We start from the raw sequence: 13,375 nt of genomic DNA, 5'->3' as shown, positions 1-13,375 counted from the left end.
GAAGTTTAGAGGATTATACATCAGTTATTCGGCAGAATTCTATATTTTAAAGATAAGCTAGAATAATGATTTATAATCTAGTATATTATCTCTTATACCGTCTAACAAAGGGATAAACTCAGTAAAATCGAATTTTTCATAATTTTTTAGAACATGCTTTGAAAGAATTTCTTTTCCATAATGATTATCACCACCACTCTTGGAGAATGTTTTCCCTTTTAAAATGGGTGGCAATTTACGTGACAATAATAGATCTTCAATATCAGAAAAATTACCGTCATTCTTACTAGATACTAAAGGTGTCGCCATAATATATAAGCTCCCATTTTTATTAATACGACAAGGTTTTTCTCTTCTAATTTTTTCTAAATTATCTGAAATTTTTGATTCTAAACTCTTGGAAGTCTTCGAGTCTTTATTCTGAGGATTCATTAGGTCTTTTGCATGATTCGCAAACAAAAATAAGGGAGATTTATCCTTACCATTTCTATTATTCGGTTCATTATCAAATAAAAATATTGTTGGATAATTTGGAATATTATCGGTTAATTGTTGGAAATAAGTAATATAGTTTGCGTATAAAATTCTTTCTTCTGGATCTAGAGCAAAAAATTTTTTCTTACCTTCATCATTATAGTAAGATTTATCAGAAAAATAATTATACCAATATTTAAAACCTTCTCCCCCTTCTGGAACATTAAAAAGATACTCTATTGTATTAGTATGATTTAAAAATTCAATTTTAAATACAAAGTTATTGCCAACTTTTTCAATAAGTTCTGGATATTTACGATAAAGCTTTTTTAAAGCTGCTTTAATATATCGGGGATCTGTCTTTCCTTCTGTGACAATTATAGGTTTATCATTTCCGAAAAAATATTTATAAAATAGAAATTTTTTGTACTCTTTTTCTCTAGAATTAAATAGAGACATGTACGTTTTCTTTTGTTCCTTACCTATACTGTAGAACTCTGTTGGTAAATTATATGTATTATGTTTTTTATTATCGAATAATTCTTTTCGTAAATCTTTATTATAAAAGATATATTTCCAATAATATTTCGATTCAGATTTTTTTGATGAGTTTCTGCCTAATAAATATTTCTGTGCATCCAGATTATTTTGAATCAGGGACTTTTTATAAAGTAAGTAGTTGTTGTATTGATCTATTTGAAAAATAAAAGCAAAGCGTCCCGTTAGTTGATTGATCGTTCCTGGTTTCTTATCTATTTCAAAAGCTCCATCTTTGTATAATTGAAAGGCCATTGCGCGAGTATTTTTTATGTACTCTCTTTTTACATTTATCTTTTTGTTGACAACCAGTCCAGTCACTTCTTGGCGCTGCATGTTATTGCTCAATCGTGTTTTTTTAGGATTAATTTCAAAACCAGATGAGATGATTACCTCCTCTAATTCAGTTAAAAAGTTATCTAACTCTTTGCTTGCTCTCAGTTTATTAGAGTTTAGTTCACGATTTGTCGAAAAAGTCATATCATCGGCGTATCTAGAATATGTAAAACGATATTTTTTAGCAATTTTGACAATCCGATAATCTAAAATTCTAGTAATTAAATTTGTGATGATGGGAGAAGAAGGGGCTCCTTGTGGTAACTTACCTTGGTAACATGCAATTTGAGCAATTACTGTAGCAATTTCTGGTGAAACAGTAAAATCCTTGTCTTTTATAAAGAAGCCTCTTACTCTTCCAAAATTAAAAGAATCAAAAAAGTTTTTCAAGTCAATGTTCAGAATGTATTTCTTGTTTCGATGCATCTGAGAGTTGGTAATAATGCTTTTCCCCTTTTCAAATGCGTGAGACAGAACAGGTGTTTTAAAGTTCTTATCCTTTGATTTAGATTCTATGCTTTCAAGGTAACATTCCCACAAAACATTAGACAATTTTTTCTGAAGGAACTTCAACTCTTTTTTGGGGGCATGTATAACTCTTTCTCCACCATTCTTTTTAAGGATAGTGAAAGAGTTATATAAATTATCAGTTTTTACATTGTACAATAAATAATTGATGTATTTAGCACTTTTCAAGCCAAGTAGTTTAGCAAAGTCATCTTTTGTTTGTAGTTGATTGAATTTAGTCATAATTTTTTCCTCATAAAAAAAAGCGTATGATAACTCTTACGCGAACAAGATTTCCAGAAGAAATCCAAGAAAATCCCTAGCTAATAAAACTAGGTAAAGCCAAACATTCCTATAACATCGCTGTTAATACTTGCGAACACACAAGTCAAAAATCTAATCATACGCAAACATATTCTATCACAAAACAAGATATTAATCTAGTTTTAAGGTGTATTAAACTAGATTATTGTATGGACCAAAAAAAGCCAGACTCTGTCTGGCTTTGCATTGTTTATGGTTATGATAGATTTTAGAAAATTAGAGAATCTTATCAGTCCGATCCACCATAAAGAGTGAGATGGTCATGATGATATCGATGGCTAGAAGGGCAAGGACAGCTGGGATCCAAGATTGGAAAAGTTCAAAACTATAACCAAACAAGGCAGGACCAAAAGCAGCTAAGATGTAGCCTCCTGTTTGCGCTAGTCCTGATAGCTGAGCTGTCTTTTCAGGAGAACTGGTTTTAAGCGAGAAGCAAACCATGAGGTAGGGGAAGAGGGCACTGCAGGCCGTTCCAATCAAGAGATGGACGACTAACCAGTAGAGGAAATTATTGGTTGGATACAAGAGCATGGCAATTCCTGTCATACCAGCGATAGAGATAATTGCCAGCATGATTCGACGGTGACCATCTGATAGACGAGTCGTCAGACTTGGAACAGTCATTGAAAAAGGAATGCTGATGAGTGAGAAAATAGAAGCAAGGAGAGCCGCATCACTATTAGAAATACCAGCACTAACAGCCATAGTTGGCAACCAGGTCATACTTGTATAAAAGAGCAAGGACTGAAGCCCGCCAAAGATAATGATAGCCCAGACATCTTTACTTTTTAGAATATTCTCTTTGACTTGCTTTTCTTTTTGGTTTTCTAGGTGGTGGTTGTGGCGATGATTTGGCAACCAGACTAGCAGAGTGACCAGACAGAGAAAGCTGAGAACGAGGATGAGGCCCTTCCAAGAACTAGCTTGGGTGATAGGGACGGATAGATAAGAAGCGATGGCTGTCGAAATTCCCATGGCAGTGACATAGAGCGTTGTTAGGAAACTAATCTTTTGAGGCTGATTTGCCTGGATCATACTTGGGAGGAGTACATTGAAGATCGCAATGCTTGCTCCCACAATTATGGTCCCTAGATAGAGAAGGGGAAGATTGAAAATCCGAATGACAGAGCCAACAGTTAAGAGGAGGAGACAGTATGTAAAGAGATGTTCCAACCCGATTTTTTGTGCCAAGCGGCTTGCAAAAGCAGAGAAAAGAGCAAACATCAAGAGAGGGAGACTGGTTAAAATCCCAAGAGAGCTAACCTCCACTCCTAGTCCCTGAGCAATATCTCCTAAAATAGTTGGAAGAGCAGTGAAGGGAGATCGTAAAACAGTCCCGATTAAGACAATTCCTAGAACAAAAAAGAGTGATTGTTTCTTCATAAAAACCTCGATAGGATGATTTTAATAACAGCTTATTTTAAGGTTTTTTCCTTATAATGTCAAGTAATGACAGCCAAGACAGATCAATCAATGGAAGTGAAAATAAAGTGAAAAGAGACAGATTTCTTTACTAGAATTTTCCTTGATTTGATATAAAAATAGGAAACTAGGAGAATTTGTGATAAAATAGTGGAAGGAAATCTATACATTGGAGAAAAACTGTGCCTGAAAAGCAAAAAATCAGCGTCTTGATGTCGGTCTATGTAAAGGAAAATCCGACGTTTTTAAGAGATGCTATCAAAAGTGTTCAAAACCAGACCTTGAAACCGAGCGAACTTGTTCTTGTTGAGGACGGGCCGCTCACACCCGAACTCTATCAGGTGCTAGAAGAAGTGGAAGCTCAGTCAGACATTCCAGTGAAACGGTGCCCCTTAGAGGAAAATCAAGGTTTAGGTTTGGCTCTTCGATACGGTGTTTTACAGTGTCAGTACGATATCATTGCTCGTATGGATACAGATGATATAGCGGTATCTGACCGCTTTGAAAAGCAAGTCCAACTAATGGAACAGGAAAATCTGGATCTCTTAGGTGGACATATTGCAGAATTTATTGACAATCCTGACGAGATTGTTTCTTACCGTCGTGTCCCAACTCGGCATGCAGACATTATGGCTTACCAAAGAATGAGAAGTGCCTTTAACCATATGACAGTCATGTTCAAAAAGGACATGGTCCTCAAGGCGGGCAACTATGAAGATGGCCTTTACATGGAGGATGACCTCCTTTGGCTCAATATGATTGCTGCAGGTGCCAAGACTGGAAACCTAGATCAAATCTTGTGTAAGGTTCGTGTCGGTGCAGGGATGTTTGAGCGTCGAGGTGGCTTGCGTTACCTTAAACTCTATCGTCAAGCTCGCCAACGGATGCTTGAGCGGGGGCAAATTTCTTACAGGGAATATGCTAAAAGTGTGGCCATTCAGGCAATTGTTGCACTTTGTCCAGGCTTTGTACGTCAGTTTATCTTCGTCAAACTTTTAAGAAAGAGAAAGTAAGCCCCGATAGACTGAATGATTCAGATTATCATAACAACAGTATCATCTGACTCTTTTAAGGGGGGAGTAAATTCCTATGAATAAAAAACTAACAGATTATGTGATTGATCTGGTTGAAATTTTAAATAAACAGCAAAAACAAGTGTTTTGGGGGATATTCGATATTCTGAGTATGGTGGTTTCCATCATCGTATCTTATATCTTGTTTTATGGCCTTATAAATCCTGCGCCTGTGGATTACGTCATCTACACTCTTTTAGCCTTCCTCCTCTATCAAATCATGATTGCATTTTGGGGGCTAAATGCTAGTATCAGTCGTTATAGCAAGATTACGGATTTCATGAAAATCTTTTTCGGAGTGATGCTCAGCAGTGTTCTTTCTTATGGAATCTGCTATGCCTTCCTTCCATTGTTTTCTATCCGTTTCATCGTACTCTTCATTTTGTTGAGTACCTTCCTCATCTTGCTTCCTCGTATCACTTGGCAGTTGATTTATTCTAAACGTAAAAAAGGTAGTGGAGATGGAGAACACCGTCGGACCTTCTTGATTGGTGCTGGTGATGGTGGTGCCCTCTTTATGAACAGCTACCAACACCCAACTAGCGACCTTGAGCTAGTGGGGATTTTGGATAACGATGAAAAGAAAAAGGGACAAAAACTAGGTGGAATCCCAGTTTTGGGCTCTTATGATAATCTGCCTGAATTAGCTAAACGTCACCAAATCGAGCGTGTTATCGTAGCGATCCCTTCGCTTGACCCATCAGAGTACGAACGCATCTTGCAGATGTGTAATAAGCTAGGCGTCAAATGTTACAAGATGCCTAAGGTTGAGACAGTCGTTCAAGGACTCCATCAATCAGGCAGTGGCTTCCAGAAAATTGATATCACAGACCTTTTGGGCCGTCAGGAAATTCGTCTCGACGAATCGCGTCTGGGTACTGAGATTACAGGCAAGACCATCCTGGTGACAGGAGCAGGTGGTTCGATTGGTTCAGAGATTTGTCGTCAGGTTAGTCGCTTTAATCCCGAGCGTATTGTCTTGCTTGGACATGGTGAAAACTCAATCTATCTCGTTTATCATGAATTGATCCGTACATTCCAAGGAATTGATTATGTTCCTGTTATTGCAGATATTCAGGACTATGACCGTCTCTTTCAGGTGTTTGAGCAGTACAAACCAGCCATTGTCTACCATGCTGCAGCCCACAAACACGTTCCGATGATGGAGCGCAATCCAAAAGAAGCCTTCAAGAACAATATCCTCGGTACCTACAATGTTGCCAAGGCTGTTGATGAGGCCAAAGTACCTAAGATGGTCATGATTTCAACTGACAAGGCGGTCAATCCACCGAATGTTATGGGTGCAACTAAGCGCGTGGCAGAGTTGATTGTCACTGGCTTTAACCAACGTAGTAAATCAACCTACTGTGCAGTCCGTTTTGGGAATGTTCTCGGTAGTCGTGGTAGCGTGATTCCTGTCTTTGAACGTCAGATTGCTGAAGGCGGTCCTGTAACGGTGACAGACTTCCGTATGACACGTTACTTCATGACCATTCCAGAGGCTAGCCGTCTAGTAATCCATGCTGGCGCTTATGCCAAGGACGGAGAAGTCTTTATCCTCGATATGGGCAAACCAGTCAAGATTTATGACTTGGCTAAGAAAATGGTCCTTCTAAGTGGGCACACGGAAAGTGAAATTCCAATCGTTGAGGTCGGTATTCGACCAGGTGAAAAACTCTATGAAGAACTCTTGGTTTCGACCGAATTGGTTGATAACCAAGTCATGGACAAGATTTTCGTTGGTAAGGTAAATGTCATGCCGCTAGAAGCGATTGATCAAAAGATTGAAGAGTTCCGTTCACTCAGCGGAGATGAGCTCAAAGAAGCGATTATTTCCTTTGCGAATGAGACAACTCATGCTGAGTAAGAGTGTCCAACTACCTTCATAATGAAACAACTATCGCCAGTTTTCTGAGAGAATCAGAAAGCTGGTTTTTATAAATAGAGAGTAGAGAACATCGGATCTTTCAAAGGTTTAATAAGCGCAACTATTCAAGGGAAGATGTTATGTGATCTATCAGGAGAGTGATTTCAGACAATCTAAAAACTACCTCTATTTTAAGCTGGTAACATAACTTTGCGAAATAAGTATTAAAGTCAAAAGGAGATTTTTGTATGCTGAGTGCTATTAGGAGTTTTTTCAAAGGCTATGCAAATTTTTCTGGTCGTTCCACACGTCCAGAATTTTGGTGGGTTTGGCTACTAAATATGGTGATTTTCTTGCCCGCCTACTACTCACTTTTTACTGGAGTAGAATCTGATAAAGCCATCAGGAATATTGCGGTCTTCAGTATGTGTATTATTTTGTTTATAATAGAGTTTGTTCCTCTACTAGCACTGATAGTACGTCGCTTACGAGATGTGGGTATCCATTGGGCCTATATTTTTATTGTATTTGTTCCTTTGGGTGCAATAACACTGCTCGTTATGCTCGCTATGCCAAGTCAACGATTTGGAGAAAAAGTGATAGAGAATAGTGAAACAAATAAAGAGAACACTGAAGACTCTCAGTTTGAAGAAATGGTACGAAAATATTAAGATATTTCTACTCTATTTTAAAGCGGCTGAGTCGCTTCGCTGCTTACGAGACGCTGGTTTCCACTGGGCCTTTATCTTCATTGCTTTGGTTCCTCTCGTTGGACCGATTGCTCTTATTGTCATGCTTGCTTGGCCAAGTAAGAAGGATGAAGATACAGATACTGAAGAACAGGATCAAATTACTGCTTAAGCATGGAGTTGATTCCTTCTGATAGTAACAACATATAAAAAATACTCCTCAACCTAGTTCACTAGTGTTAGGAGTATTTTTGTATGGTTAGAGCTGGCTAATGATATCATCAATGGTATGGGCAATCCAGTCAGGCTGATAGCTGAGTAAATCAGCCTCTTCTCCAAATCCCCAAGTAACAGCAAACTTTTTAATGCCAGTTTCTTGGGCTCCAATCATATCAAACTTGGTATCCCCAATGATGAGGACTTGGTCTGCATGGAGTTGATGCGTTTGCAAGGCGTAACGGATGACATCTGCCTTATGTGGCGTTTCAGGACTAGAGCCGTAAATGCCATCAAAGAAATGATGGATTCCCAGATTTTTAGTCATATCATGAGCAGTAGGAGTATTCTTTGTTGTAGTGATGTATAGAGGGTAGTTTTGCGAAAGCTCTTGAAGCAATTCTGTTATTCGGGGGAAGAGTTGGGCTTCGTGGATTCCTTTTTCCTTGTAGTAAGAGCGGTATATCTGCACAGCTTCTGAGATTTGTTCCTTGGGAAGACACGTTGCAAAGCTACTTTCAAGTGGCGGGCCCATGAAACCACGAATGGTTTTGGCATCAGGGCTTGGAACTCCTAGCTCTTTAAAGGTATGGGTAAAGGCATTGTGGATCCCGAGGGAACTGTCAACCAGGGTTCCGTCTAGATCAAAAAAGATTGCTGAGATAGAGGGCATAGTTTCTCCTAATAGATATAGATAAGCTTATTCTCCGAAGATTTCTTTTTGTAGGCGACGACCAGTAGGTGTAGCGGCAAGTCCACCCTCAGCCGTTTCACGAAAGGCAGTTGGAAGACTTGATCCGACTTGGTACATGGCATCGATGACTTCGTCAACAGGGATCTTAGACTCGATACCTGCCAAGGCCATATCAGCTGCGATAAAGGCAAAGCTGGCTCCCATGGCATTGCGTTTGACACAGGGAACTTCAACCAAACCAGCGACGGGGTCGCAGATGAGGCCCAGCATATTTTTAATGACAAAGGCGATGGCTTGACTAGCCTGATAGGGCGTTCCACCTGCAGCCAAGGTCAAGGCTGCGGCACTCATGGCAGATGCAGAGCCAACCTCGGCCTGACAGCCACCTTCAGCACCTGAGATAGAGGCATTGTTTGCGATAACCAATCCAAAGGCACCAGCAGCAATGAGGAAATCCAGCTGTTCTTCGTGACTAAGGTCTAGTTTTTGGATAGCAGCAGTGAGAACGGCTGGCAAACAACCAGCACTTCCTGCGGTTGGAGTGGCGCAGACCAAGCCCATCTTAGCATTGTGTTCATTGACCGCGATGGCATTACGGGCTGCTGATAGGATGGTAAAGTCCGACAAGGCCTTGCCGCTTTTGAGATGGCGGTCTAGTTTGGCCGCATCTCCACCCGTTAAGCCACTGCGGGATTTATTTTCACTGAGACCGAGCTCGACAGAGGCTTTCATGACTTCTAGATTGCGTTCCATGAGGAGGAGAACTTCTGGCCGTTCTCGACCGGTTAATTGATATTCGGTTGCAATCATGAGTTCTGCGACATTTCCTTGGAAATCTAGATCTGCTTGCTCGACCAATTCTTTGATAGAATAAAACATGTTTCCTCCTACTTAAAGAAATTGACATTATGGAGATGAGGGATTTTTCGGATTTCTTCAATCGCCTCTTCGCAACTTCGACTATCGACTTCGATAATCATGATGGCTTTTTCTCCAGCTTTTTCTCGAGTCACATTCATCTGCGCGATATTGATATCGAAACGAGAGAGGGCTTCAGTGACATGGGCAATCATACCTGGAACATCCTGATGCACGATGATAATGGTTGGTGTGTTCATGTTGAGAGAGACAGCAAAGCCGTTAAGTTCCGTAACTTGGATATTTCCTCCACCGATGGAAATTCCTGTCACACTGATGGATTTGTGTTCATTCTTCACAGTAATTTTAGTGGTATTAGGATGAGGAGCGTTGCTATCTTTCTGAATGGTCCAGACAATCTTGATACCGCGTTTATGGGCAATCTCAAGGCTATTTGGAATATCGGGATCGTCCGTATCCATACCTAAAATACCAGCGACGAGAGCAAGGTCCGTTCCATGACCACGGTAGGTTTTGGCAAAGGAGTTAAATAATTGGAATTCGACTTCTGTCGGCGTATCGTCAAAGATGGAAGAGACGATTTTCCCGATGCGAACAGCTCCAGCTGTGTGGCTACTTGATGGGCCAATCATGACAGGTCCGATAATGTCAAAGACAGATTGAAAACGAAGTGAGTGCATCTGTTTCCCCTTACAAAGATTCTTATATCTATTATATCAAAGAATGGACCTCTGCGCTTATTTCCCTTATCAAAAGCTTAAAATGATTAAAGATAGTATAAAATAAGGTCTTTTGTGACAAAAACCTCCTTAAAACGGTAAATATAAAACATTTTTGTAATATTTCTACATAAAACCGTTAAACAACGGTAACATTTAAAAGGTATCATAGATATATCCAATGGAAGGAGAATTTTTAGATATGTCATTAACAACTAAAAAAATTAAAACAACTATCGCAGGAGTAGCAGCTTTGCTTGCTTTCTTTGCTCCATCACTTGCATCTGCCCAAGAAACTGTAACTTACACAGTTAAATCAGGTGATACTCTTTCAGAAATCGCTGAGAAGTACAACACAACTGTTGAAAAATTGGCAGCAAAAAACAACATCAAAGATATTCATCTTATCTATGTTGACCAAGTTTTGGTTATCGAAGGAACAGCTCCATCGACAGCAACTGCAACCGCTGCAGCTTCAGCAACAACTTATGAAGCCCCAGCAACTGCGGAAGAAATTGCAGAAGAAGCAACTGAAACAACTGCAACAACAACTTATGAAGCCCCAGCTGCACCTGCAGCTCCAGCAGCAGAAAGCAACACTGCAGCAGCTTCTACTGTAAGTGGTTCTGAAGCAGAAGCCAAAGAATGGATCGCTCAAAAAGAATCAGGTGGTAGCTACACTGCTACAAACGGACGTTACATCGGACGTTACCAATTGACAGATTCATACTTGAACGGTGACTACTCAGCTGAAAACCAAGAACGTGTAGCAGATGCCTACGTTGCAGGACGTTACGGTTCATGGACAGCTGCCAAGAACTTCTGGCTTAACAACGGTTGGTATTAAGAATAAAAGAGTCCTTTAGGACTCTTTTTTTGTTTCTCTATAACAAAAAGTGTAAGGAGCTTCTCAGCAATGTTCTATTTGTATAATTCCAACGAAATTCTTCAAATTGTTTTAAAACTCAAATAGTATAAATAAGCTTATTATGTGTAAAAATATATCATATAATAAGCTTTTTCTTGATTAAAATGAAATAAAATACAGTTTTCTCTTGACAAACAAGGTCGAGAAGAGTATTATTTATACAATAATAAAGTATAAAAATAAAAGGAGGCTCTTCTATGAATAAAGTGAAGAAGGTGTTGATGACGATGTTTGGTTTGCTTATGTTTCCCTTATTATTTGCTTGTAGTAACACTCAATCCCAAGGTGTTGAAGCCATTAAGGCTAAAGGAAAATTGGTGGTGGCCCTAAATCCAGAGTTTGCTCCATTTGAATACCAGAAATTGGTCGATGGGAAAAATCAGATTGTAGGTTCAGATGTTGAGCTCGCCAAAGCCATCGCAAAGGAACTAGGTGTAGAAGTGGAGTTCTCTCCAATGAGTTTTGACAATGTACTGGCTAGTCTTGATTCAGGCAAGGCCGATCTTGCCATATCAGGTGTTTCTAAAACGGAGGAGAGAAGTCAAGTTTACGATTTTTCAATTCCCTACTACACTTCGAAAAATAAGGTTATCGTAAGAAAATCTGAATTAACGAATTACCAATCAGTCAAGGATTTGGCTCAGAAAAAGGTTGGAGCGCAGAAAGGTTCTATCCAGGAAACTCTGGCCAAAGAAACCTTGCAGAATGCTTCTCTCGTTTCACTTCCTAAAAATGGAAATTTGATAACAGAATTGAAATCAGGGCAACTGGATGCAGTTATCTTTGAGGAACCAGTGGCGAAAGGCTTTGTAGAGAATAATCCAGACCTAGCCATCGCTGAGTTTGATTTTGACAATGACAAAGAAGATTCCTATGCTGTTGCGATGAAAAAAGACAGTAAAGAATTAAAAGAGGCGGTTGACAAAACCATCCAGAAGTTGAAGGATTCTGGGGAATTGGACAAATTGATTGATGATGCTTTTAAAGCCTCTATCGAAAAATAGAAAGAAGGATGAGAAATGAGTAAGGAAAAAGTTATTTTAGCCTATTCAGGTGGATTGGATACATCAGTTGCTATTACATGGTTAAAAAAAGACTATGATGTGATCGCTGTTTGTATGGATGTGGGGGAAGGAAAAGATTTGGAGTTCATCCATGATAAAGCTCTCAAGGTTGGAGCTGTAGAGTCTTATGTCATTGATGTTAAGGAAGAATTTGCTAATGACTATGTTTTAGTGGCCCTTCAGGCTCATGCCTACTATGAACAAAAGTATCCCTTGGTATCTGCTCTGAGTCGCCCTCTTATTTCAAAAAAACTCGTTGAAATAGCTCATCAGACGGGGGCAACTACAATTGCCCATGGTTGTACAGGCAAGGGAAACGACCAAGTTCGGTTTGAAGTCTCTATTGCAGCTTTGGATCCCAATTTAAAGGTAGTTGCACCTGTTCGTGAGTGGAAATGGTCTCGTGAAGAAGAAATCCAATATGCAAAAGAAAATGGCGTCCCAGTTCCTGCTGACCTTGACAATCCTTACTCTGTCGATCAAAATCTTTGGGGACGTGCAAATGAATGTGGTGTCTTGGAAAATCCTTGGAACCAAGCGCCAGAAGAAGCATTTGGAATCACATCTTCACCAGAAGAGGCACCAGACAGTCCAGAATTTATTGACATTGAGTTTAGTTGCGGGGTGCCTATCTCCCTCAATGGTGAGAAGATGAAAGTGGCGGATTTGATTCAAAAACTAAATGAAATTGCGGGTAAACACGGTGTTGGTCGTATTGACCATGTGGAAAATCGCCTAGTCGGTATTAAGTCAAGAGAGATTTATGAGTGCCCAGGTGCTGTGACTTTATTGGCAGCTCATAAGGAGATTGAGGACTTGACTCTTGTGAGAGAAGTGGCTCATTTCAAACCTATTATCGAAAATGAGTTGTCCAATCTCATCTATAATGCCTTGTGGTTTAGCCCAGCAACTCAGGCTTTGATTGCCTATATCAAGGAGACACAGAAAGTTGTCAATGGAACTGCAAAAGTTAAACTCTACAAGGGGAACGCCCAGGTAGTGGCTCGGAAATCTCCAAATTCTCTTTACGATGAAAATTTGGCGACTTATACTAGTGCGGATACTTTTGACCAAGATGCGGCTGTTGGTTTTATCAAGCTTTGGGGGCTTCCGACTAAGGTTTATTCAGAAGTTCAGAAAAATGTTGAGTAGTGACGCGATAGAAAGGGACGACAGAATATGTCGAAAAATACAAAATTATGGGGTGGTCGATTTGAAGGCACTGTGGAAGAGTGGGTAGAACAGTTCGGTGCGAGTATTTCCTTTGACCACCAGCTGGCAAAATTTGATTTGATGGGTTCCCTAGCTCATGTTCAAATGCTAGGACAGACTGGTATTTTAAGTTTGGAAGAGGCAGAGCAGATCCAAGATGGTCTGCAAGCTTTGTTGCGAGATTTAGAGGCGGGAGAGCTTCATTTTGATATTGCAAATGAAGATATTCATATGAATATGGAAGTGTTGCTGACAGAGAAAATCGGTCCTCTGGCTGGGAAACTACACACGGCCCGTTCTCGGAATGACCAAGTCGCAACGGATATGCACTTATATCTAAAGGAGCAGCTTGGGCATGTCTTGGATAAGTTGGCGAATCTGAACAGTGTTTTGCTGGATTTGGCTGAAAAACATGTGGAAACCATCATGCCAGG

General features: G+C 39.9%; 13 protein-coding genes. 8 read left to right on the top strand and 5 right to left on the bottom strand.

Features of this window, described 5'->3' with window-relative positions; all coding sequences use genetic code 11:
- Positions 1 to 57: 57 nt before the first annotated feature.
- Complete coding sequence (locus tag GMD1S_RS01440; protein WP_000160018.1) at positions 58 to 2,097, bottom strand: retron Ec67 family RNA-directed DNA polymerase/endonuclease; 2,040 nt, start codon at positions 2,095 to 2,097, stop codon at positions 58 to 60.
- Positions 2,098 to 2,394: 297 nt separating this feature from the next.
- The gene (locus tag GMD1S_RS01435; RefSeq protein WP_000744862.1) at positions 2,395 to 3,561 is read right to left on the bottom strand and encodes a CynX/NimT family MFS transporter; all 1,167 of its coding nucleotides are present in this window, start codon (positions 3,559 to 3,561) and stop codon (positions 2,395 to 2,397) included.
- 221 nt (positions 3,562 to 3,782) lie between these two features.
- Here GMD1S_RS01435 and GMD1S_RS01430 point away from each other — a divergent pair, with 221 nt between their 5' ends.
- The 4 genes from GMD1S_RS01430 (at position 3,783) to GMD1S_RS01415 (ending at position 7,401) form a co-directional block, all read left to right on the top strand.
- Positions 3,783 to 4,613 carry a glycosyltransferase gene (locus tag GMD1S_RS01430; protein WP_001114309.1) on the top strand — a complete coding sequence of 277 codons (831 nt, stop codon included), beginning with the start codon at positions 3,783 to 3,785 and terminating at the stop codon, positions 4,611 to 4,613.
- A gap of 76 nt (positions 4,614 to 4,689) precedes the next feature.
- Complete coding sequence (locus tag GMD1S_RS01425) at positions 4,690 to 6,540, top strand: nucleoside-diphosphate sugar epimerase/dehydratase (protein ID WP_001035725.1); 1,851 nt, start codon at positions 4,690 to 4,692, stop codon at positions 6,538 to 6,540.
- A 248-nt stretch (positions 6,541 to 6,788) separates the two neighbouring features.
- On the top strand, positions 6,789 to 7,211 hold the full coding sequence (locus tag GMD1S_RS01420) for a DUF805 domain-containing protein (RefSeq protein ID WP_000947294.1): 423 nt from the start codon (positions 6,789 to 6,791) through the stop codon (positions 7,209 to 7,211).
- Positions 7,186 to 7,401: a DUF805 domain-containing protein gene (locus tag GMD1S_RS01415; RefSeq protein ID WP_000759535.1), complete on the top strand. Its 216-nt coding sequence runs from the start codon at positions 7,186 to 7,188 to the stop codon at positions 7,399 to 7,401. The genes GMD1S_RS01420 and GMD1S_RS01415 overlap by 26 nt, the downstream gene beginning before the upstream one ends.
- Positions 7,402 to 7,488: 87 nt before the next feature.
- Here the strand turns inward: GMD1S_RS01415 and GMD1S_RS01410 are convergent, their stop codons facing one another.
- From GMD1S_RS01410 to sdaAB, 3 genes are read right to left on the bottom strand one after another with little or no spacing between them, the layout of a single operon-like run.
- Entirely contained in the window at positions 7,489 to 8,118 is a 630-nt protein-coding gene (locus GMD1S_RS01410) for an HAD-IA family hydrolase (protein WP_001139320.1), read from the bottom strand.
- A 27-nt stretch (positions 8,119 to 8,145) separates the two neighbouring features.
- Positions 8,146 to 9,018, bottom strand: a complete 873-nt coding sequence (gene sdaAA / locus GMD1S_RS01405; protein ID WP_000500033.1) for an L-serine ammonia-lyase, iron-sulfur-dependent, subunit alpha — start codon at positions 9,016 to 9,018, stop codon at positions 8,146 to 8,148.
- 8 nt (positions 9,019 to 9,026) lie between these two features.
- Positions 9,027 to 9,698 carry an L-serine ammonia-lyase, iron-sulfur-dependent subunit beta gene (gene sdaAB, locus GMD1S_RS01400; RefSeq protein WP_000555868.1) on the bottom strand — a complete coding sequence of 224 codons (672 nt, stop codon included), beginning with the start codon at positions 9,696 to 9,698 and terminating at the stop codon, positions 9,027 to 9,029.
- 241 nt (positions 9,699 to 9,939) lie between these two features.
- Here sdaAB and GMD1S_RS01395 point away from each other — a divergent pair, with 241 nt between their 5' ends.
- The 4 genes from GMD1S_RS01395 to GMD1S_RS01380 form a co-directional block, all read left to right on the top strand.
- A complete protein-coding gene (locus GMD1S_RS01395) occupies positions 9,940 to 10,584 on the top strand; it encodes a LysM peptidoglycan-binding domain-containing protein (RefSeq protein WP_000060317.1) in 645 nt (214 codons plus the stop codon).
- 278 nt (positions 10,585 to 10,862) lie between these two features.
- The gene (locus GMD1S_RS01390; protein WP_001045254.1) at positions 10,863 to 11,669 is read left to right on the top strand and encodes an ABC transporter substrate-binding protein; all 807 of its coding nucleotides are present in this window, start codon (positions 10,863 to 10,865) and stop codon (positions 11,667 to 11,669) included.
- A gap of 15 nt (positions 11,670 to 11,684) precedes the next feature.
- On the top strand, positions 11,685 to 12,881 hold the full coding sequence (locus tag GMD1S_RS01385) for an argininosuccinate synthase (RefSeq protein WP_000031908.1): 1,197 nt from the start codon (positions 11,685 to 11,687) through the stop codon (positions 12,879 to 12,881).
- Between the two features lie 27 nt (positions 12,882 to 12,908).
- Positions 12,909 to 13,375: lyase family protein (locus tag GMD1S_RS01380; RefSeq protein ID WP_000042248.1), on the top strand; the 467-nt coding region annotated here is incomplete at its 3' end.

Origin of the sequence: Streptococcus sp. GMD1S, assembly GCF_000296875.1 — a bacterium.
Taxonomy (GTDB): Bacteria; Bacillota; Bacilli; order Lactobacillales; family Streptococcaceae; genus Streptococcus.
The sequence above is the reverse complement of the archived record's forward strand: the minus strand, read 5'-3'. Positions and strand labels throughout refer to the sequence as shown.